26 protein-coding genes and 2 tRNA genes are annotated in these 22,428 nt (G+C 67.2%); 14 read left to right on the top strand and 14 right to left on the bottom strand.

Annotated elements, in window-relative coordinates; translation table 11 throughout:
* The first annotated feature begins 10 nt into the window (after nt 1-10).
* Entirely contained in the window at nt 11-298 is a 288-nt protein-coding gene (locus ACTJKO_RS10400; RefSeq protein ID WP_440688344.1) for a DUF1905 domain-containing protein, read from the top strand.
* A gap of 39 nt (nt 299-337) precedes the next feature.
* Nucleotides 338-865: a hypothetical protein gene (locus ACTJKO_RS10395; RefSeq protein ID WP_440688342.1), complete on the top strand. Its 528-nt coding sequence runs from the start codon at nt 338-340 to the stop codon at nt 863-865.
* A 78-nt stretch (nt 866-943) separates the two neighbouring features.
* Here the strand turns inward: ACTJKO_RS10395 and ACTJKO_RS10390 are convergent, their stop codons facing one another.
* Complete coding sequence (locus ACTJKO_RS10390; protein WP_440688341.1) at nt 944-1,675, bottom strand: DUF2511 domain-containing protein; 732 nt, start codon at nt 1,673-1,675, stop codon at nt 944-946.
* A gap of 363 nt (nt 1,676-2,038) precedes the next feature.
* Here ACTJKO_RS10390 and ACTJKO_RS10385 point away from each other — a divergent pair, with 363 nt between their 5' ends.
* Nucleotides 2,039-2,701 carry a sce7726 family protein gene (locus ACTJKO_RS10385; protein WP_440688339.1) on the top strand — a complete coding sequence of 221 codons (663 nt, stop codon included), beginning with the start codon at nt 2,039-2,041 and terminating at the stop codon, nt 2,699-2,701.
* On the opposite strand, the gene ACTJKO_RS10380 is transcribed toward ACTJKO_RS10385, so the two are convergent.
* Together ACTJKO_RS10380 and ACTJKO_RS10375 are read right to left on the bottom strand one after the other, a co-directional pair.
* On the bottom strand, nt 2,583-3,611 hold the full coding sequence (locus ACTJKO_RS10380; RefSeq protein ID WP_440688337.1) for a beta family protein: 1,029 nt from the start codon (nt 3,609-3,611) through the stop codon (nt 2,583-2,585). The genes ACTJKO_RS10385 and ACTJKO_RS10380 overlap by 119 nt on opposite strands.
* 41 nt (nt 3,612-3,652) lie before the next feature.
* Nucleotides 3,653-3,805, bottom strand: coding sequence for a hypothetical protein (locus tag ACTJKO_RS10375; RefSeq protein ID WP_440688335.1), 153 nt, complete (start codon nt 3,803-3,805; stop codon nt 3,653-3,655).
* Between the two features lie 113 nt (nt 3,806-3,918).
* Between ACTJKO_RS10375 and ACTJKO_RS10370 the strand changes: the two genes are divergently transcribed.
* The 4 genes from ACTJKO_RS10370 (at nt 3,919) to ACTJKO_RS10355 (ending at nt 5,739) form a co-directional block, all read left to right on the top strand.
* A complete protein-coding gene (locus tag ACTJKO_RS10370; RefSeq protein ID WP_440688333.1) occupies nt 3,919-4,158 on the top strand; it encodes a hypothetical protein in 240 nt (79 codons plus the stop codon).
* Entirely contained in the window at nt 4,155-4,307 is a 153-nt protein-coding gene (locus ACTJKO_RS10365; RefSeq protein ID WP_440688331.1) for a hypothetical protein, read from the top strand. The genes ACTJKO_RS10370 and ACTJKO_RS10365 overlap by 4 nt, the downstream gene beginning before the upstream one ends.
* Nucleotides 4,308-4,383: 76 nt before the next feature.
* On the top strand, nt 4,384-4,836 hold the full coding sequence (locus ACTJKO_RS10360) for a hypothetical protein (protein WP_440688329.1): 453 nt from the start codon (nt 4,384-4,386) through the stop codon (nt 4,834-4,836).
* A gap of 570 nt (nt 4,837-5,406) precedes the next feature.
* Nucleotides 5,407-5,739: a hypothetical protein gene (locus ACTJKO_RS10355; RefSeq protein ID WP_440688327.1), complete on the top strand. Its 333-nt coding sequence runs from the start codon at nt 5,407-5,409 to the stop codon at nt 5,737-5,739.
* A 208-nt stretch (nt 5,740-5,947) separates the two neighbouring features.
* Here the strand turns inward: ACTJKO_RS10355 and ACTJKO_RS10350 are convergent, their stop codons facing one another.
* The 5 genes from ACTJKO_RS10350 to ACTJKO_RS10330 all read right to left on the bottom strand — a co-directional run bounded on the left by ACTJKO_RS10350 (nt 5,948) and on the right by ACTJKO_RS10330 (nt 9,128).
* Complete coding sequence (locus ACTJKO_RS10350) at nt 5,948-7,057, bottom strand: DUF262 domain-containing protein (protein ID WP_440688325.1); 1,110 nt, start codon at nt 7,055-7,057, stop codon at nt 5,948-5,950.
* Complete coding sequence (locus tag ACTJKO_RS10345; RefSeq protein ID WP_440688413.1) at nt 7,054-7,845, bottom strand: FRG domain-containing protein; 792 nt, start codon at nt 7,843-7,845, stop codon at nt 7,054-7,056. Before ACTJKO_RS10345 ends, ACTJKO_RS10350 begins: the two co-directional genes overlap by 4 nt.
* An 82-nt stretch (nt 7,846-7,927) precedes the next feature.
* Nucleotides 7,928-8,440, bottom strand: coding sequence for a hypothetical protein (locus ACTJKO_RS10340; protein WP_440688323.1), 513 nt, complete (start codon nt 8,438-8,440; stop codon nt 7,928-7,930).
* Complete coding sequence (locus ACTJKO_RS10335; protein WP_440688321.1) at nt 8,433-8,966, bottom strand: hypothetical protein; 534 nt, start codon at nt 8,964-8,966, stop codon at nt 8,433-8,435. Before ACTJKO_RS10335 ends, ACTJKO_RS10340 begins: the two co-directional genes overlap by 8 nt.
* A 91-nt stretch (nt 8,967-9,057) precedes the next feature.
* Nucleotides 9,058-9,128 (bottom strand) — tRNA-Gly (locus ACTJKO_RS10330).
* 57 nt (nt 9,129-9,185) lie between these two features.
* Between ACTJKO_RS10330 and ACTJKO_RS10325 the strand changes: the two genes are divergently transcribed.
* The 5 genes from ACTJKO_RS10325 to ACTJKO_RS10305 all read left to right on the top strand — a co-directional run bounded on the left by ACTJKO_RS10325 (nt 9,186) and on the right by ACTJKO_RS10305 (nt 12,445).
* Nucleotides 9,186-9,461, top strand: a complete 276-nt coding sequence (locus ACTJKO_RS10325) for a hypothetical protein (RefSeq protein ID WP_440688319.1) — start codon at nt 9,186-9,188, stop codon at nt 9,459-9,461.
* Between the two features lie 94 nt (nt 9,462-9,555).
* Nucleotides 9,556-9,632, top strand: a tRNA-Pro gene (locus ACTJKO_RS10320).
* A 36-nt stretch (nt 9,633-9,668) separates the two neighbouring features.
* Nucleotides 9,669-10,976: a trigger factor gene (tig, locus tag ACTJKO_RS10315; protein ID WP_440688317.1), complete on the top strand. Its 1,308-nt coding sequence runs from the start codon at nt 9,669-9,671 to the stop codon at nt 10,974-10,976.
* A gap of 150 nt (nt 10,977-11,126) precedes the next feature.
* Nucleotides 11,127-11,756: an ATP-dependent Clp protease proteolytic subunit gene (locus ACTJKO_RS10310; RefSeq protein ID WP_440688315.1), complete on the top strand. Its 630-nt coding sequence runs from the start codon at nt 11,127-11,129 to the stop codon at nt 11,754-11,756.
* A gap of 29 nt (nt 11,757-11,785) precedes the next feature.
* Nucleotides 11,786-12,445 carry an ATP-dependent Clp protease proteolytic subunit gene (locus tag ACTJKO_RS10305; RefSeq protein ID WP_278311974.1) on the top strand — a complete coding sequence of 220 codons (660 nt, stop codon included), beginning with the start codon at nt 11,786-11,788 and terminating at the stop codon, nt 12,443-12,445.
* 101 nt (nt 12,446-12,546) lie between these two features.
* Here the strand turns inward: ACTJKO_RS10305 and ACTJKO_RS10300 are convergent, their stop codons facing one another.
* Together ACTJKO_RS10300 and ACTJKO_RS10295 are read right to left on the bottom strand one after the other, a co-directional pair.
* Complete coding sequence (locus tag ACTJKO_RS10300) at nt 12,547-13,170, bottom strand: copper resistance CopC family protein (RefSeq protein WP_440688313.1); 624 nt, start codon at nt 13,168-13,170, stop codon at nt 12,547-12,549.
* A gap of 68 nt (nt 13,171-13,238) precedes the next feature.
* Entirely contained in the window at nt 13,239-13,964 is a 726-nt protein-coding gene (locus ACTJKO_RS10295; protein WP_440688311.1) for a YcnI family copper-binding membrane protein, read from the bottom strand.
* Nucleotides 13,965-14,156: 192 nt separating this feature from the next.
* Here ACTJKO_RS10295 and clpX point away from each other — a divergent pair, with 192 nt between their 5' ends.
* Nucleotides 14,157-15,437 (top strand): ATP-dependent Clp protease ATP-binding subunit ClpX, encoded by a 1,281-nt coding sequence (gene clpX, locus ACTJKO_RS10290; RefSeq protein WP_440688309.1) that lies wholly within the window; start codon nt 14,157-14,159, stop codon nt 15,435-15,437.
* Nucleotides 15,438-15,663: 226 nt separating this feature from the next.
* On the opposite strand, the gene ACTJKO_RS10285 is transcribed toward clpX, so the two are convergent.
* Complete coding sequence (locus tag ACTJKO_RS10285) at nt 15,664-17,691, bottom strand: M3 family metallopeptidase (protein ID WP_440688307.1); 2,028 nt, start codon at nt 17,689-17,691, stop codon at nt 15,664-15,666.
* Nucleotides 17,692-17,787: 96 nt separating this feature from the next.
* Nucleotides 17,788-18,372 carry a TetR/AcrR family transcriptional regulator gene (locus ACTJKO_RS10280; RefSeq protein WP_440688306.1) on the bottom strand — a complete coding sequence of 195 codons (585 nt, stop codon included), beginning with the start codon at nt 18,370-18,372 and terminating at the stop codon, nt 17,788-17,790.
* 120 nt (nt 18,373-18,492) lie between these two features.
* Here ACTJKO_RS10280 and ACTJKO_RS10275 point away from each other — a divergent pair, with 120 nt between their 5' ends.
* Nucleotides 18,493-19,329, top strand: coding sequence for an alpha/beta fold hydrolase (locus tag ACTJKO_RS10275; RefSeq protein ID WP_440688304.1), 837 nt, complete (start codon nt 18,493-18,495; stop codon nt 19,327-19,329).
* 63 nt (nt 19,330-19,392) lie between these two features.
* On the opposite strand, the gene ACTJKO_RS10270 is transcribed toward ACTJKO_RS10275, so the two are convergent.
* Nucleotides 19,393-19,644, bottom strand: a complete 252-nt coding sequence (locus ACTJKO_RS10270; RefSeq protein WP_440688302.1) for a hypothetical protein — start codon at nt 19,642-19,644, stop codon at nt 19,393-19,395.
* A gap of 65 nt (nt 19,645-19,709) precedes the next feature.
* Entirely contained in the window at nt 19,710-22,298 is a 2,589-nt protein-coding gene (gene valS, locus ACTJKO_RS10265; RefSeq protein ID WP_440688300.1) for a valine--tRNA ligase, read from the bottom strand.
* Nucleotides 22,299-22,428: the final 130 nt, after the last annotated feature.

Raw genomic sequence — 22,428 nt, 5'->3', positions numbered from 1 at the left:
CGATCGCGTCGTGGAGATCGAGTTCGACGGCGAGGTGATCGAGTGGCGCGGTCCGGCGCCGTTCTTCTACGCCGTCGTGCCGCCCGACGCCGCGGAGACCATCCACGAACTCGCGCCGATGCTGACGTACGGGTGGGGAGTGATCCCCGCGCGGGTGAGGATCGGCGCCGTGACGTGGACGACGTCGCTCTTCCCGAAGGACGGCGGGTACCTCGTGCCGCTCCGGGCGGCGGAGCGGCGACGGACGGGCGTCGAGCTCGGGGACGTGGCGCACGTCAGGCTCGAGTTCGGCGCCTGACATTGTGGAATGTGGTACGGCACCGGTAATCTCGCCGCCATGGAGAGATCGAGCCCTACAGCCCGCCCCGCCGCTCCGGGCGACACCGCTCACGACTCGATGATCCGCATCGTCGAGTGGTGTCCCCGGTGGCTCGTCCTGGGGATGGCACTGGTGCTGCTCGGCGTCGACCTCTTCGTGGCGTGGATGGTGCGTCCAGGGGGACCCGAGACCGGCGACGCTTCCGCGTTGCCCATCCTGGTCCTCGTGTCGGCGATCGTGATGACGTTCGCTGCCGCTCCGCAGACGCTCGTCATCACCGACGAGCGGATCCGGATGCGCGCTCTGTACTTCGTCGACGTTCGCATCTCGCGTCGCGAGGTCGCGGACGTGATCGTGGTGGACGTGCGGGCCGGAGCGTTCGGGGGCATCGGCGTGCGGGCCGCGAACGGAGGACTGGCGTTCGTGTCCGGCTCGAAGCCTGCAATCCGATTGCGCACCCGCAGCGGACGCGAGTACGTGTTCACGACCGAGGATGCACGCACGGTGGCGGCGCGGCTCGAAGATGTGCGCGACGGGAGGGGATGACGGGAATCGAACCCGCGCGGCCGGTGCAGGTTCGTCAGCGTCGTGATCTCAGGGGGGGGGGGGGGCAGGAGCCCGCCGTCACTTGCAGAGCTTCAGACCCGCGTCGACGACCGGCGAGATGTCGACCTTCAGCCCCTCGACGTTCGGGTTCGGTGCCCAGATGGGATCGATCTTCGGGTAGGAGGTGTGGTCCTGCGCGGTGCCGTTGACCGCGTAGCGGGTCCCGTCGGGGGCGTCGAGGGTCACGACGTTGAGGTGCATCCCGCCGGACGTGATGTTCTTGCACCGGACGACCGCGTACGGCACCGTCAGTGGCCAGTCATCGCCGAACTTCGTGCTGACCAGGAGGCCCTTCTTCTTCCGCAGTTTCTCGGGTACGTCCACCTTCGCTGCGGGTGTCGCTGCCACGGGCGCGTGATCGGCACACACGCCGTCCTGCGGGTCTCCGAGCTTGACCTTCCCGCTCTTCTTCTTGGGGAACGTCACCACGACGTACCCGGCGTTGCCGCCCTTGTCGTCCGGTCCGCCGCCAGGAGCCCACGTACGGTCGACGCAGATCACCCGCTTGCTGACCTTGACGCCCTTGACGCTCAGGCCATGCCAGATCGGCGCATCGGGCAGTTCGGCGAGGACCAGCTTCTCGGCCTTCTTGATCCGCTTCGACTTCTTCGGGGCCGCGTTCGGCGTCGATGCACCGGCTGCGGCGGTCTGGGTGGGAGCGGCGGATGCCGTGCCCGGCAGCACCACCGTGCTCGCCACGACGCTGAGCGCTGCAAGCGCCGTGATGGCGGAAGAGAGGTACCTGTTCACAGCGAGCAGCGTACGGCTGGAGAGCTGCTGCTGACAGCCCTCGTCCGGTCGCCCAGGACCCTGATCCCCACCAGTTGCCAGAGAGGGGATGACGGGAATCGAACCCGCGTGGCCAGTTTGGAAGAACGTCCCTCGTGCACTACCGCTGCAAACCGACGCGAACCGATCCGACCTCCGCGGAGCTGTCCTGGCCCGTATTTTCAGGCTTCGAGGAGAGCCGCAGTGGCTCACGTCGGTTCGGCTAGGTCGGGCGTGGTGGAGCGCAGCTGGAGGGGTTCTAGGAGGGGCAGGACACCGTTCGGACGTCTCGCCGCGGGAGCGCGCCACCCCGGGAGAACAAGCCTCGCCACTTATGCTGTCGCTATGCCGCCAGTCACCGAAGAAGAGCTCCGGGACTTCGTCCGCGTAGCTGTGACGGACGACGGAAGCGATGGGCAGACTGCTCCGCTCGTCGTCGACGAGTTCGTCGTGGGCACCGAGGGGCGTATCGACCTCGCCCTGGTGGGAGACGCGTTGATCGGCTATGAGCTGAAGAGCGACCTAGATACGCTGCGTCGTCTCCCTCAGCAAATGTCCTCATACTCGAAGGTGTTCGATTTCTGCACCTTGGTCGTCACAGACCGCCACCTGGGCGGGGCGAGACGCGCCCTCGATCCACGTTGGGGGCTCGCCGTTGTCCGACGCGAGGCCGGGAAATTGACCTACAAGCAGATCCGAAAGGCACGGCCGCTCCGTCGCACGGATGCGGTCGCGCTCGCCGGTCTGCTCTGGCGGGACGAGGCGCTCCACGCCCTGGACTTGCTCGGTGCCGCGGCAGGGCTCCGGTCTAAGCCCCGGGATGTCCTCTGGGAGCGCCTCGCACAGGTTGCGAGTCAGGACGAGTTAAGAGCGATTGTTGTACGAGCGCTCACGGCTCGCCAAGGGTGGCGAGACGTTCAAGCACGACGTGAATATGACGAGACATTCCAATACGCAGGTGCGTCGTCGCGTTTCCTGGCCCGGCGCTTCCGTCCGCAATATCGCTGATCTGCTGGTCAGCAATTGAGAAGCTGGCCCCCGAGTAGTAGGGGGCCGACACGATGCCTGAGGCGAGCGCTCGATATTGCGGCGACGGCGCTTTCCGCTCCTTCGCGCGATGTACAAACCAGTCCGTGCCGCTCGTGTACCGCATGTTTGGGATGGGAGTGAACGGTGCCCCGCCATAGGTGGGCACGCCAATCGCATAGTCCGCAAAGACGACGGGGCGACCGATGCCGGGCCGAACCGTCATGAATGCGGACGCGTCAGCTCTTGCAATAGCCGTTACACTCTCTCGCGGCGCGACATCCCCAATTGCCGAAGGGAATGCGGAGAATGCCACGACAACCGACCGCCAGTCGTTGAGAGCCGGGAGAGCGTGAACCGCCTGGCCGGCGACAGCGGCCTGGATGGCGACACTGCCCGACAGCAGCCCCGCATCGACCACGATGTCAACTTCGGAGCGGGCAAGCCCAAGAGACGCAACTGTGGACTCAACCTCGGTTGCCATGTTGATTGCCTCGTCGATCAAGTCCTCCACGTCGAGGCGGATGACGACGCCACGACTGTCCGTGCGTACAACCGACGCCACCACACCGAGCGTGAGAGGTTCCTCGGTTGCAGTGATGACGGGGACGCTAGTCACGGCTTCATGACGCAGAGCAGCGAAAAGGTCATCGACGACCGGGGCAAAGTCAGAATCGTCCTGCCCCTCAGCGTTGAGGGCTTGGACCCAGATCTGATTCGGCCCCTGCCAGACCCTTGAGATCGCTGCTGCTGCTCCGACTGGATCGATGACTTCCAAGAGGGGGACGAGGCGATCATTGGTGCAGCCGCCGATGGCGTCCAGCTCCGCTCGCTTGCTCTTGAGGATGGGGACATAAGCGTCAGTTGTAAGCGCGACATTGGGCGAGACCATGATTGATACTCACTGCTGTGAGACGGCCCCGTCAGGTCCCCCTACTGGGGCTTGCGTCGATCAGGCATGTCCTTCCGGCTACTCAGTCCCTCGCGCCGCATGGCGCGGGCTTGCGCCTGCACGGTGAGCGGGTGCTTCGCTCGCTCCTTGTCGTTGCCCGTGTACTCGGTGCCGCGGTCGCTGTTGTTGCTCATGAGAATTGCCTTCCGTGATTGTCGATAGTTGCAAAAACAAAAACGCACCTATTGCCCCACGGAGCTGCCGCAGGTATGTACCGTTAATGCTAAAGCCAACGGAAGGACAGCACATGGCAATGCCGCAATCGGAAGCAGAACTGCGAACCACGGTGCCGACGGAAGTGGTGGACGCGCTCGACTTGATGGTGCGCCTCGGCGGCATTTCTAAGGCGACAATCGAGCGCACTGCGCTTGTCGATCACCTGACGACTCTTGGGGTGCTGTTCCCCGAAGTCGCTCAGACGCTCCGCCCGACTAAGACCCGCGGCCGACTCAGCAGTGACCGCTCAACCCAAAAGGACGACCGATGACCATCCAGACCACGCCCTACCCTGCGTACTACGGGCCGCGCGCCGCAGGACTGCTGCGCCTTCGCGCTCAGGACTACCGTGGCGCTGCCGAAGAGCTGCGGGCCGAGCTCGATGCCACGGAGCGGTACTTCACCGCGGCCTTCGAGTGAGCCGACGAGAGCAGCAGTACCCGGGATCGCATCCGCGACCTGGCCAAGCGCCCAACGCGCCGGATCGGAGCCTGACATGCCCGTCTTCGACTACAGCCCCGCCGTCGCTGCGGACCCCGAGGTGTACCGCATCCACGCTCGGGAAGAGTCCTACCCGAACTCGGTCGCTGAACAGGCCGAGATCAAGCGTGTGGACGACGCAGTCTTCGATCGAGTCCGCATCTACGAGAACTCCTTGGTCGACAGCTCAGGGGCGCTGATCGAACGCGGTGCCGCGCTCGCAAAGGGCGCTACAGACATCGAGCGCGCCGTGCGCGAAGAGGTCAGGCACCCGCTCGACAACACCCGCATCGACTTGAAGAAGGTCGCCGAGCGATACACCGCCCTGCGCAGCCGGGCGCAGGAGCAGATCGACGCTCTCGAACGCCTCGCAAGGGAAGCGGAGTGGCTGGCCGAGAAGGCTAACGACCCGTACGCCGCCTACCGCGCTCTCGTAGTCCGCTATCCGGCACTCAGCAAGAAGTATTGACACACAGAACCGCCCCGACTCCTGGAAGCGGAGTCGGGGCGGCGGAGGGACCTACCGTGACATCCAACATTCTAACACCTGGGTCGCTGGAAGCGCTGCACGCGCTGTGGGGCTGGGACCGCTCCTGGCCCACGCTCGACTCGATCGCAGGAGCGCCTGACGACAGTCCGATGCAGCGCTTGAGCCGAGTGGAGCTCGTTACCATCCGCCTGAGCGCGGATCTTGCCTCCGAACGGCTGCCACACCGCGGGGTCGTCTTCGACGCGGCCATGCGCATCGCTGTGTGGGCCGAACGGGTCAGCTGCCCTACCTGTCCGGCTGGTCAGTCGCGAAGACTCTGCAGTCGCTGCATTACCCGCGATCCTGGAACGCGAGAGTGCCCATCCGCGGGCTGGACTTGCTCGTCGCCGTGGACTGCAGCAGCGACCTGCACGGCGTGAGCATCACGGTCGACGCTGAGCCGACCGACGGCCTGCACCACCGGCCGATGCGACTTCGCAACCGGTGGGTTGAGCTCAGCAATATCAAATAAGCGGACTAGAGTCCGCTCGCAGGAGAGGGGTGAGACAGATGCAGTACGGATCAAGCGCATGGCAGGGGCAGCACGCGCCCAAGTCGCCGCGAGGCTTGACCGAGCGCGAAGTGCTGCTCACCACTGACGCGCTTTCTCAGTTGCGAGACGCCGTCCTGACACACCGCGTCGCCGCCGAGATGCTTCAGGCCTCGCGGCGAACTCTGGACGCGATCAACCGCATCAACGCCCGACTGCGTCACGCTCTACGGGTGCAGGTCGCGCTTGTCGCTGCGCGCCTGTTCCGGCCCCTGCCGGATGCTCATCCTGCTGCCCGCCCGGCCAGCCCCAACGCCCCGAACACGGCGCGCTGGGCGACGCCCGCGGGGTAGTTCCGCGCGCTCTGTCGCCCGACAGATCACCTCTGACCGGGCGACGCTGCATTGGTAGCTCGCTGATGCTCGCCGCGGGCTTCAAGCCGTATGAGGTCAGCCGATGGATGGGACACGCGTCCGTTTCCACGACGGACACCATCTACGGACACCTGTACCCGACCGACTACGACCAGATCGCGCGGTTCGAGGCGTTCGTGGCAAAGGCTTAGGGTGTCTGCTCGGCCATGAGTTGCCTCCCCAGCGGCACTGTCTTGGCAAAACGGTCGCCGGTGGCGAGGCCAGTCGTCGTGCCTAGGGTTTGGGGCAAGGTTGACCACAGTGCCTTTGCCGCGTCCAGCACATCTGTTCGGTAGCTAGTGCCCGTTGAAACGTGATACCCGATACCGAGGGCAATAGCCTCGAATGACGTGCTGGAAAAGCCGCCGCGGAAACTCGAACGCTGTACATCCCACTTGCGGAAAACGGCTTCAGATCCGTGGGCCGCGATGATACTGAAGGTTGTGTCAAACACTTTCCGGAGCTCCGTGGAGCGAGCCGGAAACTGCTCCGCGAAGTTGAGGGCCCAGTTGTCCAGCTTCGTCGGGAAGTCACCCAGCCCTCCGCGCTTGCCCTTAATCTCGCGGTCATGCAGCATCAGGAATCGGAGAATGAGTTCCAGGTCAAACTGCTCATCAATTAGGCGGTCGCCGAGGGCCATCGTCTGAACGAAGTTGTCGTTGCTACTGAGCTGGTGCAGCCAGGCAAGAACCTCGCTGTTCACACCTGCGATGAGAGCAGTTCGGATCTCCTGGGGTGTGAGGATCGACCCGTAGCTGTTCAGTCGCTGGAAAAGGTCGAACTTTGCTTTCGGGTCGGAACTCCGCTTGATGACGCGAATATCCAGACGCGCTAGTCGCACGTCGAGCATCTGTGCGTCCGTCAGAGACGCTGAACCTGAACCTCCCCAGGTCTTACCCTCAAGGTCAGGGAGGTACGTAGTAGCAGCGAGGACGAGCGGTTCCTTCTTGCCTTCGAGGTCGGGAAGGAGTCCCTGGAGCTGAAGCAGGGTGCTGACTCGCTGCAATCCATCAACGAGTTCCCATTTCCCGGTGTCGTCTTGAGCGACGAAGATCGACGGAATCGGGATTCCAAGAATGATGCTTTCGACTAGCCGACTCTTCTGGTCGTCCGTCCAGCGGAAAAGCCGTTGGAACTCCGGACGAATGATGAGCACGCCCTCTCTGTACAAGCTAGTGAGTTCGCTCACTGACATGCTGATCGTGTCTGCAGAGACCTCGCGTCGAGCAGCGGAAATCTGCTCTTCCAGACTGTTCATTCGATCTCCTCATTTGCGATGTCTTGAGCCAGTTCGGCGAGGCCCGGATACACGCTTGACCGAGTAATGCCCATCAATGAAAGCTGCTGACGGATCTGCTCAGGTTCCCCGGTGAGTACGATCTTGCGGAGCACCTCGGCCGGCGGAGCGGTTTCGTCGAGTGGAACCATCGTTTTGCCAGACACGGTGAAGGCTCCGCTCTGGGCGGCGATTCGGTCGCTGTTATAAGTGCCATAGATGGCGACGGGTGCGGGCGCGAACTGGTTGTCTAGAACGCCTGGTTCCCATTGCTCTAGTAGCTTGTCCGTGGTCGCCATGATTCCGACCGGCAGTCCGTCGAGGCGAGGATTAGTGCGATTCAGCTTGACGGGGTCCAGGATCCAGATTGCCGGTTCGCAAGCGCCGGTGCCGCACTCGCACCGCGTGGCGTCGTGGTCAAGCGCGAAGTACACGGCCATGAGGAGGTTTGTGGACCAGTCAAGGAGGCGCGTGGGCAGGCCGTAGTGCTGCATCGCGAACAGGTGTTCCCAGTCCGTCTGGGGGTAGCCCGCAGGCCAGTACGGAAGGCTCCTCTGGCGGAACCGTGTCAGAAGACGAGTTTCAAGTTCGAGCACCTGAGTGGAAGAGACCTCGGCTTGTCCGGCCGCTGGTTTCAGCCTTCGCCACAAGGACGGCATGAGATGTCGATGTGAGCACCCCTGGCCTCGAAACCAGAACTGCTTCTCCGGCTTCAGGTCCAAGACGTGGGAGACGAGCTCCGGGATGTCGGCAAGCTTGTTCTCGGTCATGACCACGAGCTGACAGTACCTCACCCCATGTGTTCTCTCGCGCGCGTTCCCTCGGAGGGGCCGGCGCCCGAGCTCAGGTCACCTAGTACGTCGGTTCCTCCCAAACGGTGATCGACCGAACGTCCTCTACTTCTTCCGGCTCCGCCGACTCGAACGGGTCGCCTCTACCCACGACCGAGTCCTTCGGGTCGATTTTTCGTGGTGAATTCTTGTCGAGGGTGAGCTTCTCAACCTTGTCCACGTATTCCGGTTCTTGAAGGGCGGCTGCGAAGGACCGGAGGCCCAAGCCACCGGTACCCCCCACGTTGACCCTGCGAGTGCGGAACGTGCGAGCGAGCGTGATCTTCGGGGCGACCTCAATGGCACGCACCACGATCTTCACGACCTTGATGTCGCCGAGCGGTTCGTTCGTATCTGGGTCGGTGATGCCTACCGCTCCAGGGTCGAGGATCGCGAAGTACATCCCGGCCCGCACCCCGTGATCAGCGCCCCGGTTGAGGATCACCTCTCGGTCACTCACGACCTCGGCGACTTTGCCGCGGATGCGTGGGTCACCATCGGGGTCGTGGGCGACTTCGACGGCTCCGTCACTCATGTTGAGCTCCTTCTTGATCTTGGCTTGCCCTGGCGAGCATCTCGAACGCGCGCTGCCCTTCTTCGCGCAAGCGGTTGACTTCTTCCAGCGAGCCGGGTGCGACGGTGTCCCATTCCGCCATCGCCGCATAGATGGCTACCCGTACGGCTTCCAGGCGTTCCTGCGTATCCCCCAGTCCGTCATGCAGCCGGACGCTTCGTGGGGCAGCTTGTGTCAGTTGCGCGACCAGCACCTGCGCGTTCTCCACGTCCTGGGCGATATGGACGAGTCCGCGCACGGCGCTCGCACCGTTCGCGGTTAGGTCGCGCTCGCGCGGGGTGGGCTGGAAGAGAGCCCCGAGGCTCGCGCCCAGGATGCCCGCTACCCCGATGCCTGCCCCAGCCCATCCGTTCGATGGCGTCACTAGCACGCCGAGAACGACGAGAACAGCTCCCATCACGCAGCCCCACCAGAATTTCGGCCCGATGATGAGGTCGCTATGACGAAATCGCACGACCGGGCGTCGGTCCTGCGGCCTGTCGTTCATGGCGAGAGCATACAGAGACCGAGGGGTTCTGGAGGGGTTCGGCCTGAGCGTCCGTCGTCCGGACTGACCTACTTGCCAGTAGCCACAAGGGAGGGGATGACGGGAATCGAACCCGCGTGGCCAGTTTGGAAGACTGGGGCTCTACCATTGAGCTACATCCCCGCGGCTGCGCACGAGTCGCAGCAGCCCCATCATCGTAGCGGACGAACGACGACCGACATGCCACCACGCGTCACGCTCCCGCCGAGCGACGCCGACGCCCGTCGGATCAAGCGCGCCCGGGTCGTCTCGTACGTGCTCGTGCTCCTCGCCGCGGTCGTGTTCTCGCTGCGCCCGGGCCTCTTCGGGGACCCGACCACGCAGCCGGTGCACGCGCTCCTGCACGTGGGGCGGGTCATCGCCGGCATCGTGCTCGGACTCGCCGCGCTCGGCGTGCAGGTCGTCGTCGGCCTGCGGTGGCGCAAGGACCTGCGGGATCGCGCCGGGGACGACTGACGAAGCTCCCGGGAACCGAGCGCCGGGGGACCGCTAGACTCGTCGGCGTCGCATGCGCCTGCCGGCGTGGGCGGACACCCCTGGCCCAGTCAAACGGGGCGTAGCTCAGCTTGGTAGAGCGCCCGCTTTGGGAGCGGGAGGTCGCAGGTTCAAATCCTGTCGCCCCGACCAGGACCACACGAACGTCAACCAACAGGAGAACATCCCTTGGCCACCAGCACCGTCGACAAGGTGAGCGACACCCGCGTCAAGCTCACCGTGAACGTGACGCCGGAAGATCTCAAGCCGAGCATCGACCACGCGTACAAGCACATCGCCGAGCAGATCAACATCCCCGGCTTCCGCAAGGGCAAGGTCCCGCCGGCGATCGTCGACCAGCGTGTCGGCCGCGGCGAGGTCCTGAACCACGCCGTCGGCGACGCCATCGACAACTTCTACCGCCAGGCGGTGGAGGAGCAGGAGCTGCGCATCCTCGGTCGTGCCGAGGCCGACGTCGCCGAGCTGCCGAACGTCAAGGACTTCACGGGTGACCTCGTCCTCACCTTCGAGGTGGACGTCCGTCCCGAGTTCGACCTGCCGGACTACGCGAACTACGAGCTCACGGTCGATGCCGTCGACGTCACCGACGACGAGATCGAGGAGGAGCTGCAGAACCTCCGCACCCGCTTCGGCACGCTCGTCACGGTCGACCGCCCGGCGACCAAGGGTGACTTCGCCCAGATCGACCTCACCGCCACCATCGGCGACGACGAGGTCGACTCGGCCACCGGCGTCTCCTACGAGATCGGCTCGGGCGACCTGCTCGAGGGCATCGACGAGGCGCTCGATTCCCTCACCGCTGGCGAGTCCACCACCTTCGAGTCGAAGCTCGTGGGCGGCGAACGCGAAGGCGAGACCGCCCAGATCTCCGTGACGGTCACCGCCGTCAAGGAGCGCGAGCTCCCCGAGGCCGACGACGAGTTCGCCCAGATCGCCAGCCAGTTCGACACGATCCACCAGCTCAAGGCGGACCTCAAGGAGCAGATCGCCAAGTCCAAGACCTTCGGTCAGGGCGCCGCGGCTCGCGACAAGCTCGTCGAGAAGCTCATCGAGGACGTCAACATCCCGATCTCGGAGAAGCTCATCGAGGACGAGGTGCACCGCCACCTCGAGCAGGAGAACCGCCTCGAGGACGACGAGCACCGCAAGGAGGTCGCGGAGTCCAGCGAGAAGGCCTTCCGTTCGCAGATCCTCCTCGACGCGATCGCCGAGAAGGAAGAGATCCAGGTCTCGCAGGAAGAGCTCACGCAGTACCTCATCCAGGCCGCTGCGCAGTACGGCATGGAGCCGGGCGAGTTCATCAAGGTCATCGACCAGAACGGGCAGATCCCCGGCATGGTCGGCGAGGTGGCCCGCTCGAAGGCCGTCGCGACCGTCCTCTCCACGGTGACCGTCAAGGACACCAACGGCAACGACGTCGACCTGTCCGCCTTCACGGCGGGCGTCGCGCAGGAGCCGGCGGAGGACGCCGAGTAAGCGTTCCGACACGACGCACGGGAGGCGNTGGCACCGCGCCTCCCGTCGTTCGTTCCCGCACCGTCGCATTGCCGTCAGCGAACAGACGCGAAGTGCCGCGTTGCAACCGATAAGTTCGACAACAAGCGACAACTGAACGGGAGCTTTTCCATGGCCGAAGCGACACTGAACCCCAGTGTTTTTGACCGCCTTCTGAGAGACCGGATCGTGTGGCTCGGCTCCGAGGTCCGCGACGACAACTCGAACGAGATCGCAGCGAAGCTGCTGATGCTCGCCGCCGAGGACCCTGAGAAGGACATCTACCTCTACATCAACTCGCCCGGTGGCTCGATCACCGCCGGCATGGCGATCTACGACACGATGCAGTTCGTGCCGAACGACATCGTCACGGTGGGCATCGGCCTCGCCGCGTCGATGGGGCAGTTCCTGCTCTCGTCCGGCACGCCGGGCAAGCGGTACATCACGCCGAACGCCCGCGTGCTCCTGCACCAGCCGTCCGGCGGCTTCGGAGGCACCGCGGCCGACATCCAGACGCAGGCCAAGGTCATCCTCGACATGAAGCAGCGGATGGCGGAGCTGACGGCGGAGCAGACCGGCAAGACGGTCGAGCAGATCCTCAAGGACAACGACCGCGACAACTGGTTCACGGCGCAGGAAGCCCTCGAGTACGGCTTCGTCGACCACCTCCGTGCGTCCTCGAACGAGGTCGTCGGCGGTGGCGGAACCGTCGGCGACGGCGAGACCCCCACCGAAGCCGCCGAGCCCGACGCGCAGTCCTGACCCGACCCACCGAAGAAAAGGAAACGAGAATGCATCTCCCCATGCTCGGTGGCGCGCAGAACGTCCCGGCTCCGTCGAACCGTTACATCCTCCCGAGCTTCGAGGAGCGCACGGCCTACGGCTACAAGCGGCAGGACCCGTACGCGAAGCTGTTCGAGGACCGCATCGTGTTCCTCGGTGTCCAGGTCGACGACGCGTCCGCTGACGACATCATGGCGCAGCTCCTGGTGCTCGAGTCGATGGACCCGGACCGCGACATCGTCATGTACATCAACTCGCCCGGTGGCTCGTTCACCGCGATGACGGCGATCTACGACACGATGCAGTACATCCGTCCGCAGATCCAGACGGTGTGCCTCGGTCAGGCGGCGTCGGCCGCGTCGGTGCTCCTCGCTGCCGGCACCCCCGGCAAGCGTCTGGCGCTCCCGAACGCCCGCGTGCTCATCCACCAGCCGGCGACGCAGCAGGGCGGCGGTCAGGCGTCGGACATCGAGATCCAGGCGGCGGAGATCCTCCGCATGCGCACCTGGCTCGAGGACACGCTGTCGAAGCACTCGAACCGCACGCCGGAGCAGGTCAACAACGACATCGAGCGTGACAAGATCATGTCCGCCGAAGAGGCTCTGGAGTACGGCCTGATCGACCAGGTCCTCACGAGCCGCAAGAACCTGCCGGCGCTCGTCAAGTAGCGCTGCACGCTCGAAGGCCCCGCACCGATCGGTGCGGGGCCTTCGTCGTCCGTCCGTCGTCGGACTGGAGGCGCGGTGCGGGTCCGGTGGGTCGGCGCGCGTCAGTCCTCGTCGGTGTCGTCCGCCGCGGGAGCCGGGCGCCGACGGAGGAGGAGCAGCACCGCCACGACCACGCCGACGAGGACGATGCCGCCGGCACCGATCCAGATCGCGTCCGAGGCGGCCGAGTCGGTGTCGCCTGACGCCGTGCCCGTGGTGGTGTCGGCACTCGCACTCGCGCCGTTGCCGCTCCCGCCCGAGGTGGCGCAGACCGGGGGCTTCGCGGCACCCTTCGCCGGCGTGGACCCGGCCGGCGCCTTCCACGTGAACGAGTACTCGTCGGACACGGTGTGTCCGTCCGCCGAGATGATCTGCCACTCGACGGTGTACTTGCCGGACTCGCCGAGGGCGGCCTTCGTGGTCATCGAGGGTCCGTCGACGTCGAGGCAGCCGTTCTCGTAGTACTTCCCGTCCGGACCGACGATCCGGTACGCGAAGCCGGAGTCGGTGCCACCGATGTCGAGCAGCTTGTCGTTCGTCGTGATCTCGAAACGGTCCGGCAGCGACGTCAGCGTCCCGTCCACCTTCGGCGTCGACGCCACCATGTAGTTGTGCGCGCTGGCAGGACCAGCGAGGCCCAGGACCGCACCGCCCGCGATGGCGAGCGCTGCTGCGGAACCGGCCACGATCCTCCAGGCCCGCCCGGCCGACGTTCCCCGTGACCGTCGGCCGTGCGCCGGACGCGCGTTGGGCGTCACTTGGACGCGCTCCGCCGGCGCGTGTTCGCGACCGCGACGACCAGGGCGATCGCTCCGAGGACCAGACCGCCGAGGCCGAGGAACCGCCCGACGAGGTCGGGGTCGCTCGAGGTGCTCGTGGACGCGGCCTCGGCCGTCGGGGTGGCGGCGACGGGGTCACCGTCGTCGGACGTCGGCACGGCAGCGGTCAGGGTGATCGAGGGTGCGGGGTGCTCCGGCTCGGCCTCGCCCGCCTTCTGCTCCTGGTTCCACTCGACCGAGCCCTTCTCACAGGTCTGCAGCGCGGGGAACTCGACGAGGTCCCCGGGCTTGCCGTCCGGCAGGGAGAAGGAGAGCGAGAACGTGTCGCGCTCGTCGGCGGGCAGGGGCGTCTTCGCCGTCCACGTGACGCTCGTGACGCGCTGTGCGGCGTCCTCGGTGGATTCGCCGTCCGCCGACGCCGAGGGGCTCGTGTAGGGCTCGGTCGTCTTCGAGATCGTCCAGTTCGGGTTGACCGTCGGCGTGACCTCGATGACGGACTCCGGCACCTGGAACTCGATCTTCGTCGTGGGGGAGCCGTCGCACCCGTGGGGGACCGAGAACGTCGCCGTCGTGTAGGAGTTCGCCGCGGTCGACGTGGCCGTCGCCGAGACGTGCGCGCTCGCGACCCCCGCGGTGCCGAGGACGATGGCAGCGGTGACGCCGAGGGTCGCGGTGCCGACGACGGCGAGGCGCTTGGACATGGCGTTCCTTCCGGGCGGAGTTCTACAACTTGTAGAGGAGTCGGCACCACGGTAGCAGGATCGAACGCCCTGGGCGAACGCAGCCGCCGAAACCGGCTCGGCGTCGCAGCCGGTGTCACCGGTTGCGATTAGGCTCGTCCACAAGTCGGGCAGGTCGTCGACCTGCTTCGGTCAACCAGGGAGGGCACCGACATGGCACGCATCGGAGAGAGCGCTGACCTGCTCAAGTGCTCCTTCTGCGGCAAGAGCCAGAAGCAGGTCCAGCAGCTCATCGCCGGACCCGGCGTGTACATCTGCGACGAGTGCGTGGAGCTGTGCAACGAGATCATCGAGGAACGTCTCGCCGAAGCGGGTGAAGACACTGCCAGCGGTGAGTTCGAGCTCCCCAAGCCGCGCGAGATCTTCGACTTCCTGCAGGAGTACGTCATCGGGCAGGACCCGGCGAAGCGCTCCCTGGCCGTCGCCGTCTACAACCACTACAAGCGCATCCGTGCGCAGGGGCAGATCACCGCGGCGGAAGACCGTGACGACGTCGAGATCGCGAAGTCGAACATCCTGCTCATCGGGCCGACCGGCTGCGGCAAGACCTACCTCGCGCAGACCCTGGCGAAGCGGCTCAACGTGCCGTTCGCCGTCGCGGACGCCACCGCCCTGACCGAGGCCGGGTACGTCGGTGAGGACGTCGAGAACATCCTCCTGAAGCTCATCCAGGCCGCCGACTACGACGTGAAGCGTGCCGAGACCGGCATCATCTACATCGACGAGGTCGACAAGATCGCGCGGAAGGCCGAGAACCCCTCGATCACCCGCGACGTCTCGGGCGAGGGCGTGCAGCAGGCACTGCTCAAGATCCTCGAAGGGACCGTCGCGTCGGTTCCCCCGCAGGGCGGACGGAAGCACCCGCACCAGGAGTTCATCCAGATCGACACGACGAACGTGCTGTTCATCGTGGCGGGGGCGTTCGCCGGGCTCGAGGACATCGTGTCGTCGCGCGTCGGCAAGCGCGGGATCGGCTTCGGGGCGCCGCTGCACAGCCCGCTCGACCAGCAGGACCTCTACGCCGACGTCCTCCCCGAAGACCTCCACAAGTTCGGGCTCATCCCGGAGTTCATCGGGCGTCTGCCCGTCGTGACCACGGTGTCGCAGCTCGACCAGTCGGCACTCATGCGGATCCTGACCGAGCCGAAGAACGCCCTCGTGAAGCAGTACCAGCGGATGTTCGCGATCGACGGTGTCGAGCTCGAGTTCGACCGGGGTGCGCTCGAGGCGATCGCGGACCTCGCCGTCCTGCGGCAGACCGGTGCTCGTGGGCTGCGGGCCATCCTCGAAGAAGTGCTCGGCCCGGTGATGTTCGAGGTGCCCTCGGACGACGACGTCGCGCGCGTCGTGATCACCCGCGAGTCCGTGCTCGAGAACGCAGCGCCCACGATCGTGCCGAGGCCGCGCGCGAAGCGCGTCGAGAAGTCGGCGTAGCGGCGGCGCGGCCGCTGCTGTCGTCCGGAAGGGCCCGTGCCGTCGATCGGCGCGGGCCCTTCGGCGTGCGGCGCCGGGGCGGCGGGGCGGTCGCGTTGAGCGTCGAACCACGGATCCGACGTCGAACCAGGTGTGGGACCTGGTTCGATGTCGGATCCNTCCGTGGTTCGACACCGGGCGGCGCCGCGCCGCGCGCCGCGCGCCGCGCGCCGCGCCGCGCGCCGCGCTACTCCAGCCCGCGGCGCCGCAGCAGCGGCCCCACCTCGGCGTCGCGCCCGCGGAAGTCCCGGTACGCCTCGAGCGGGTCCTTCGCCCCGCCCACGCCGAGCAGCTTCGACGCGAACCGCCGCCCGGCCTCCCGCGAGAGCCCACCGTTCTCCCGGAACCACTCCACCGTGTCCGCGTCGAGCACCTCGGACCAGATGTACCCGTAGTACCCGGCGTCGTACCCGCCCGAGAACGTGTGCGCGAAGTACGTCGACGAGTACCGCGGCGGGACGGCAGCCACGTCCACCCCGGCGGCACGGAGTGCGTCACGCTCGAAGTCCTCGACCGACGTCACGGAAGCGGCATCGGCCGCCGAGAGCCGGTGCCACGCCTGGTCGAGCAGCGCGGCGGCGAGGTACTCCGTGGTGGCGAAGCCCTCGTTGAACCCGGCCGAGTCGCTGAGCCCGAGCACGAGTTCCGGCGGCAGGGGCTCCCCGGTCTCGTGGTGCTTGGCGTAGTTCGCCAGGACGGACGGCCACGACACCCACATCTCGTTCACCTGCGACGGGAACTCCACGAAGTCGCGCTCGACGTTCGTGCCCGAGAAGCGCGGGTACGTGGTGCGGGCGATGAGCCCGTGCAGCGCGTGGCCGAACTCGTGGAAGAGCGTCTCGACCTCGTCCTGGATGAGGAGCGTCGGCGACCCTGCAGCGGGCTTGGCGACGTTGAGGTTGTTCACGACGACGGGCAGTGTGCCGAGCAGGGCGGACTGCTCCACCACGGGGTTCATCCACGCCCCGCCGCGCTTGCCGTCGCGCGTGTAGAGGTCGAGCAGGTAGAGGCCGACCGGCTCACCGTCGGACCCGTGCACCTCGAACACCCGCACCTCGTCGTTGTACCCGTGCAGGTCGGGTCGTTCGGTGAAGGTCAGCCCGTACAGTTCGCCGGCAGCGTGGAACACTCCGTCGTGCAGGACACGGTCGGCCTCGAAGTACGGGCGCAGCGCGGAGCTGTCGGCGGCGAACTGCTCACCGCGCAGCAGCTCGGTCGCGTACGCCCAGTCCCACGCCTCGATGTCGAACCCGACGGTGCGGGACCGGACGGCTCGTTCGTCGTCGGCGTTCGCCGCGGCGGCGGGGACGAGGGACGACAGCAGGCCGTCGACGGCCTCGGGCGTGCCCGCGGTCTCGTCGGCGGTGACGACCGCGGCGTGGTTCGGGAAGCCGAGCAGCTCGGCACGTTCGGCTCGGAGCCGGACGATCCGCAGCAGGACGTCGCGGTTGTCGTGCTCGTTGCCGCGGCGTCCGCGCGAGAGCGAGGCGCGCATGATCCGTTCCCGCAGACCCCGGTCGGCCAGGGTCGCGAGCCACGGGTGACCGGTGTACAGCGGGAGCGTGATGAGCCAGCCGTCCAGCCCCCGGTCGGCGGCAGCAGCGGCAGCGGCCGACTTCGCGCCGTCGTCCAGTCCTTCGAGCTCGTCCTCGGCGGTCACGTGCACGGCGAGGTCGTTGGTGTCCTCGAGCAGGTTCCGCTCGAACGTGGTCGTGAGCGTGGAGAGCTCCTGGTTGATCGCGGTGAGGCGTTCCTTGCCGGCGTCGTCGAGCCCGGCACCGGCGAGGGTCATCTCGGTGTGGGTGCGCTCGACGAGCCGCCGGTCCTCGTCGGTGAGGTCGGTCCGTTCCCCGAGGGTGTCCCGCACGGCGGTGACCCGCTCGTACAGTCGGCCGTCGAGGGTGATCGCGTCGCGGTGCGCGGCGAGGAGCGGGGAGACCTCGGCCTCGAGGTCGTGCAGCTCCGGCGTGGAGTCCGCCGACGACAGCGTGAAGAACACGTGGCTGACGCGGGCGAGCAGTTGGCCCGTGCGCTCGAGCGCCACGAGGGTGTTCTCGAACGTTGGCGCGTCGGTGGAGGTCGCGATCGCCTCCACCTCGGCACGCTGCTCGGCCATGCCGGCGTCGAACGCGGGCCGGTAGTGCTCGAGCCGCACGTCACGGAACGGCGGGAGGGCGTAGGGGAGGGTGCTCGGTGCATCGAACGGGGTTGCCATCACCCCACCCTACGGACCGTGCCGCGGGACGGGGCGACGGGCGGACGGGAGGCGCGGTGCCGGGCCGCCCCGCGCCTCCCGTCCGCCACCGGGCCCTCAGACGCGCGTCGCCGCGTCGATGAGCGTCTCCGCCGCCCGCCGTGCGTGCACCGCCGGAGCGGTCGACCCGGCGATCGCCGCCGTCGTCTGCGCCCCTTCGGCGAGCAGCGCGAGCTGCGCTGCGAGTTCCTCGGCGGCGGCGGGGTCGTCGACCGCCGAAGCGGCCAGTCCGGCGACGAAGCGCTGGAAGGAGTCCTTGTGGTCGCGGGCGATCTCAGCGACCGCGGGTGAGGTCGCACCGAGTTCGCCGAACGCGTTGATGAACCCGCAGCCCCGGAACGTGTCGTCGCCGAACCAGGACTCGAGGAAGTCGTACATCGCGAGGAGCTTGTCGCGCGGCGTCGCTGCGGCGTCGACGGCTCCGTGCACCCCGCGCTCCCAGACGTCATGGCGTCCGGCGAGGACGGCCGCGATGAGCTGCTCCTTGCCGGGGAACGTGGCGTAGAGCTTCTTGAGCGAGACCCCGGCGCCGGTGCGGATCTCGTCCATGCCGACCGACTGGATGCCCCGGGCGTAGAAGAGCCGGTCGGCGACGTCGACGATGTGTGCCCGGACGTCGGGTTCGACGGTGCTGGTGGCCATGGTCGTCCTCTGTTCGCTGCGGGTTCACCGTCCCGGACTTGCGCGGGGAACGGCCGTTCTCTAGTGTAGTCGACATCGACGGAGAACGATCGTTCTCCGCGGGCTAGGGAAGGAACGACCATGGGCGCCATCACCGTCGGGACCGAGAACAGCGTCGACATCGAGCTGCACTACGAGGACAAGGGGAGCGGACAGCCGATCGTGCTGATCCACGGCTTCCCCCTCGACGGCAACTCCTGGGAAGGGCAGGTCCCGGCCCTCCTCGACGCCGGGTACCGCGTCGTCACGTACGACCGTCGGGGCTTCGGCCAGTCCTCGCAGCCGTCGACCGGGTACGACTACGACACCTTCGCCGACGACCTGCACACCGTGCTCGAGACGCTCGACCTGCGCGACGTGATCCTCGTGGGCTTCTCGATGGGCACCGGCGAGATCGCCCGCTACATCGGCCGCCACGGCGAGGACCGGATCGCGAAGGTGGCGTTCCTGGCCTCCCTCGAGCCGTACCTCGCCATCACCGACGACAACCCGGACGGTGCCGCTCCGATGTCGTTCTTCGAGGGCATCGCCGCCGACGTCCGGCAGGACCGGTACGCCTACTTCACGAACTTCTACCGGGACTTCTTCAACCTCGACGAGAACCTCGGGAAGCGCATCTCCGAGGAGCAGGTCCGGAACGCCTGGAACGTCGCCGCGGGATCGGGTGCGATCGCCTCCGCCGCGGCCCCGCTCACCTGGCCGACCGACTTCCGTCAGGACATCCCGAAGGTCACCGTCCCCGCCCTCATCCTGCACGGCACGGCGGACAACATCCTGCCGATCGATGCCACCGGTCGTCGCTTCACGAAGGCCCTGCCGCACGCGGAGTACGTCGAGATCGAGGGCGCCCCGCACGGCTTGCTCACCACGCACACCGCCGAGGTGAACGAGGCGCTCCTGGGCTGGCTCCGGAAGTAGCCGACCCCTCGCACGACGAGAGCCGCCGACCCGTCCGGGCCGGCGGCTCTCGTCGTCGGTGCGTCAGTCCTCTTCCGCGGCGTCGTCCGGGTTGGTCACCTGGGCGTGTCCGGCGTCGTCGAGGTGGATCGCCGTGCCGTCGTCCAGCGTGACGATGGGCTTGCCCTCGAGGAAGGTCAGGGTCCAGCCCCATCCCGTCGTGTCGACCGACTCCGAGGTGAGTTCGTCCTCGACGCCACGCACGGCGACGACCATCGCCTCGGGCAGGCGCGCAGGCGGCTCCCCACCCACGTTCCAGCGCGTTCCCAACTGCATCCGTGCCTCCAGTCCCGGTGTGGACGGGCCTGATCGCCGAGGCGACCCGGCCCGTCCGCCCGACGCTACGCCTGCTGTTCCGCCAGCTCGATGTCGGTGACGGCGAGCTCCTCGCCGTCCACGAACGACAGGTTCTCGACACGGCCCACGGCCGCCAGGTCGACCGCTGCGCGCTCGATGAGTGCACGCGTCTCGGCCGGCGCGGCGACCACCGCCCGCGTCACGGGCGTCTTCTGGGACGCCTTCGCCGCCGTCTTCGCCCCGCGGATGCCGATGAGCGCCTGGCCCACGGCTGCGAGGAGGCCCGTCGGCTCGGCCTGCGTGGGCAGCTCGGCACGGGTCGGCCAGGAGGCGCGGTGCACGCTCGTCTCGTGGGTCCAGGCCCACACCTCCTCGGTCGCGAACGGGAGGAACGGTGCGAGCAGGCGCAGCAGCGCGTCGATCGCGGCGCGGAGCGCGAGCACCGCGCTCGCCTGCGTCTCGTGCGTCGCCTCGGTCGCCGTGCCGTACGCACGCTCCTTGACGAGCTCGAGGTAGTCGTCGCAGAAGGTCCAGAAGAAGCGCTCGATGACCTCGAGGGCACGGGCGTGGTCGAACCCGTCGAACGCGGTCGTGGCCTGGTCGATCACGGAGCCGAGCTCGGCGAGCATGTCCACGTCGAGCGGCTCGGTGACGTCGGTCGCGCCCTCGGGCAGCGGGAAGCCGTACACGAACTTCGCGGCGTTGAGGACCTTGATCGCCAGGCGACGGCCGACCTTGATCTGCTTCGGGTTCTGCGGGTCGAAGGCCGCGTCCGTGCCGAGCTTCGACGAGGCCGCCCAGTAGCGGACGGCGTCGGCGCCGTGCTGCTCGAGGATCGACAGCGGCGTGACGACGTTGCCCTTCGACTTCGACATCTTCTTGCGGTCTGGGTCGACGATGAAGCCGGAGATGGACGCGTGCTTCCACGGCACCGTGTCGGCCTCGAGCTGGCTGCGGAGCACGGTCGTGAACAGCCAGGTGCGGATGATGTCCTGCGCCTGCGGTCGGACGTCGTACGGGTACACCAGGTCGTAGAGCGCCGGGTCGGTCTCCCACTTGCCCGCGAGCTGCGGGGTGAGCGACGACGTCGCCCAGGTGTCCATCACGTCGAGCTCGCCCTGGAACCCGCCGGGCACGCCGCGCTGGGACTCGTCGTACCCGGGTGCCGGTTCGGACGCCGGGTCGACGGGGAGCTGGGCCTCGGTGGGGACGATCGGCTTGTCGTACACCGGGTTGCCGTCGGCGTCGAGCGGGTACCAGACCGGCAGCGGAACGCCGAAGAAGCGCTGCCGCGAGATCAGCCAGTCGCCGGAGAGGCCACCGACCCAGTTGTCGTAGCGGACGCGCATGAAGTCCGGGTGGAACGCGATCTCCTCGCCGCGTCGGCGCAGCGTGCTCTTGAGCTGCTCGTCGCGCGCGCCGTTCACGATGTACCACTGGCGGGTCGAGACGATCTCGAGCGGCTTGTCGCCCTTCTCGAAGAACTTCACCGGGTGGTTGATCGAGGTGATCTCGCCGACCAGCTCGCCGGACTCGGTGAGGGCGTCCACGACGACCTTCTTCGCCGAGAACACGGTCTTGCCGGCCATCTCGGCGTAGAGCTCCTGGCCGCGCGCGGACTCGATCCAGTCCGGCGTCTCGCTCTTCACGCGGCCGTCGAAGCCGATGACCGCGCGGTTCGGCAGCTGCAGCTCGCGCCACCAGACCACGTCGGTGGTGTCACCGAACGTGCAGACCATCGCGATGCCGGCGCCCTTGTCCTGCTGGGCGAGGTGGTGGGCGACGACGGGGACCTCGACGTCGAACAGGGGCGAGCGGACGGTGGTGCCGAAGAGGTCCTGGAAGCGCTCGTCGTCCGGGTGCGCGACGAGGGCGACGCACGCGGGCAGGAGCTCCGGGCGCGTGGTCTGGATGACGACGTCCTGCCCGTCGGGGCGGTGGAAGGCCAGGCCGTGGTACGCGCCGGGCATCTCCTTGTCCTCGAGCTCGGCCTGCGCCACGGCGGTGCGGAACGTCACGTCCCAGAGCGTCGGGGCGTCGGCCTGGTACGCCTCGCCGCGTTCGAGGTTGCGGAGGAACGCGCGCTGGGCGCTCGCCCGGGAGGTGTCGTCGATCGTGCGGTACGACTGCGTCCAGTCGACCGACAGGCCGAGCGTGCGGAAGAGGTGCTCGAACTGCTGCTCGTCCTGCACGGTCAGGCGTTCGCAAAGCTCGATGAAGTTGCGGCGCGACACCGGGACCTGGTCGGCGGCCTTGCTCGACTTGTTGTCGCCGCCCTCGAACGGCGGCACGAACGCCGGGTCGTAGGGGAGCTGCGGGTCGCACCGGACGCCGTAGTAGTTCTGCACGCGGCGTTCGGTGGGGAGACCGTTGTCGTCCCAGCCCATCGGGTAGAAGACCTGCTTGCCGCGCATGCGCTCGTACCGGGCCTTGAGGTCGGTGTGCGTGTACGAGAACACGTGACCGATGTGCAGCGAACCCGAGGCGGTGGGCGGCGGGGTGTCGATCGAGTAGACGTCGTCGCGGGTGATGCCGGTGCGGTCGAAGCGGTACGTGCCGTCCTGCTCCCACTGCGGCCCCCAGACCTGCTCGAGCCCGTCCACCGTGGGCTTGTCGGGCATGGGCTTGGTCATGGCTGCGCCTTTCGATCGGTATGTGCGGCACCGAGTCCGTGATGAGGTGCCTGAGTGTGGTGCGCACGCTGCGCGCTGCCCCAATCGTAGCGGTCCCTGTCGTCGGAGCGCTCCATCTGGTAGGCTGTCG

The organism is Curtobacterium sp. 22159 (assembly GCF_052045775.1).
Lineage (GTDB): Bacteria > Actinomycetota > Actinomycetes > Actinomycetales > Microbacteriaceae > Curtobacterium.
Note: the sequence above shows the minus strand (reverse complement) of the source record. Positions and strands in the feature narration are given on the sequence as shown.

Coding starts and splice junctions, on each gene's coding strand:
- ACTJKO_RS10360 (WP_440688329.1), top strand. CDS start 4,384: ATGCCCGTCTTCGACTACAGCCCCGCCGTCGCTGCGGACCCCGAGGTG.
- ACTJKO_RS10365 (WP_440688331.1), top strand. CDS start 4,155: ATGACCATCCAGACCACGCCCTACCCTGCGTACTACGGGCCGCGCGCC.
- ACTJKO_RS10385 (WP_440688339.1), top strand. CDS start 2,039: ATGCCGCCAGTCACCGAAGAAGAGCTCCGGGACTTCGTCCGCGTAGCT.
- ACTJKO_RS10270 (WP_440688302.1), bottom strand. CDS start 19,644: ATGCAGTTGGGAACGCGCTGGAACGTGGGTGGGGAGCCGCCTGCGCGC.
- ACTJKO_RS10325 (WP_440688319.1), top strand. CDS start 9,186: ATGCCACCACGCGTCACGCTCCCGCCGAGCGACGCCGACGCCCGTCGG.
- ACTJKO_RS10305 (WP_278311974.1), top strand. CDS start 11,786: ATGCATCTCCCCATGCTCGGTGGCGCGCAGAACGTCCCGGCTCCGTCG.
- ACTJKO_RS10285 (WP_440688307.1), bottom strand. CDS start 17,691: ATGGCAACCCCGTTCGATGCACCGAGCACCCTCCCCTACGCCCTCCCG.
- valS (WP_440688300.1), bottom strand. CDS start 22,298: ATGACCAAGCCCATGCCCGACAAGCCCACGGTGGACGGGCTCGAGCAG.
- ACTJKO_RS10355 (WP_440688327.1), top strand. CDS start 5,407: ATGCAGTACGGATCAAGCGCATGGCAGGGGCAGCACGCGCCCAAGTCG.
- ACTJKO_RS10395 (WP_440688342.1), top strand. CDS start 338: ATGGAGAGATCGAGCCCTACAGCCCGCCCCGCCGCTCCGGGCGACACC.
- ACTJKO_RS10340 (WP_440688323.1), bottom strand. CDS start 8,440: ATGAGTGACGGAGCCGTCGAAGTCGCCCACGACCCCGATGGTGACCCA.
- ACTJKO_RS10280 (WP_440688306.1), bottom strand. CDS start 18,372: ATGGCCACCAGCACCGTCGAACCCGACGTCCGGGCACACATCGTCGAC.
- ACTJKO_RS10370 (WP_440688333.1), top strand. CDS start 3,919: ATGGCAATGCCGCAATCGGAAGCAGAACTGCGAACCACGGTGCCGACG.
- clpX (WP_440688309.1), top strand. CDS start 14,157: ATGGCACGCATCGGAGAGAGCGCTGACCTGCTCAAGTGCTCCTTCTGC.
- ACTJKO_RS10275 (WP_440688304.1), top strand. CDS start 18,493: ATGGGCGCCATCACCGTCGGGACCGAGAACAGCGTCGACATCGAGCTG.
- ACTJKO_RS10310 (WP_440688315.1), top strand. CDS start 11,127: ATGGCCGAAGCGACACTGAACCCCAGTGTTTTTGACCGCCTTCTGAGA.
- ACTJKO_RS10380 (WP_440688337.1), bottom strand. CDS start 3,611: ATGGTCTCGCCCAATGTCGCGCTTACAACTGACGCTTATGTCCCCATC.
- ACTJKO_RS10350 (WP_440688325.1), bottom strand. CDS start 7,057: ATGAACAGTCTGGAAGAGCAGATTTCCGCTGCTCGACGCGAGGTCTCT.
- ACTJKO_RS10345 (WP_440688413.1), bottom strand. CDS start 7,845: ATGACCGAGAACAAGCTTGCCGACATCCCGGAGCTCGTCTCCCACGTC.
- ACTJKO_RS10375 (WP_440688335.1), bottom strand. CDS start 3,805: ATGAGCAACAACAGCGACCGCGGCACCGAGTACACGGGCAACGACAAG.
- ACTJKO_RS10335 (WP_440688321.1), bottom strand. CDS start 8,966: ATGAACGACAGGCCGCAGGACCGACGCCCGGTCGTGCGATTTCGTCAT.
- ACTJKO_RS10295 (WP_440688311.1), bottom strand. CDS start 13,964: ATGTCCAAGCGCCTCGCCGTCGTCGGCACCGCGACCCTCGGCGTCACC.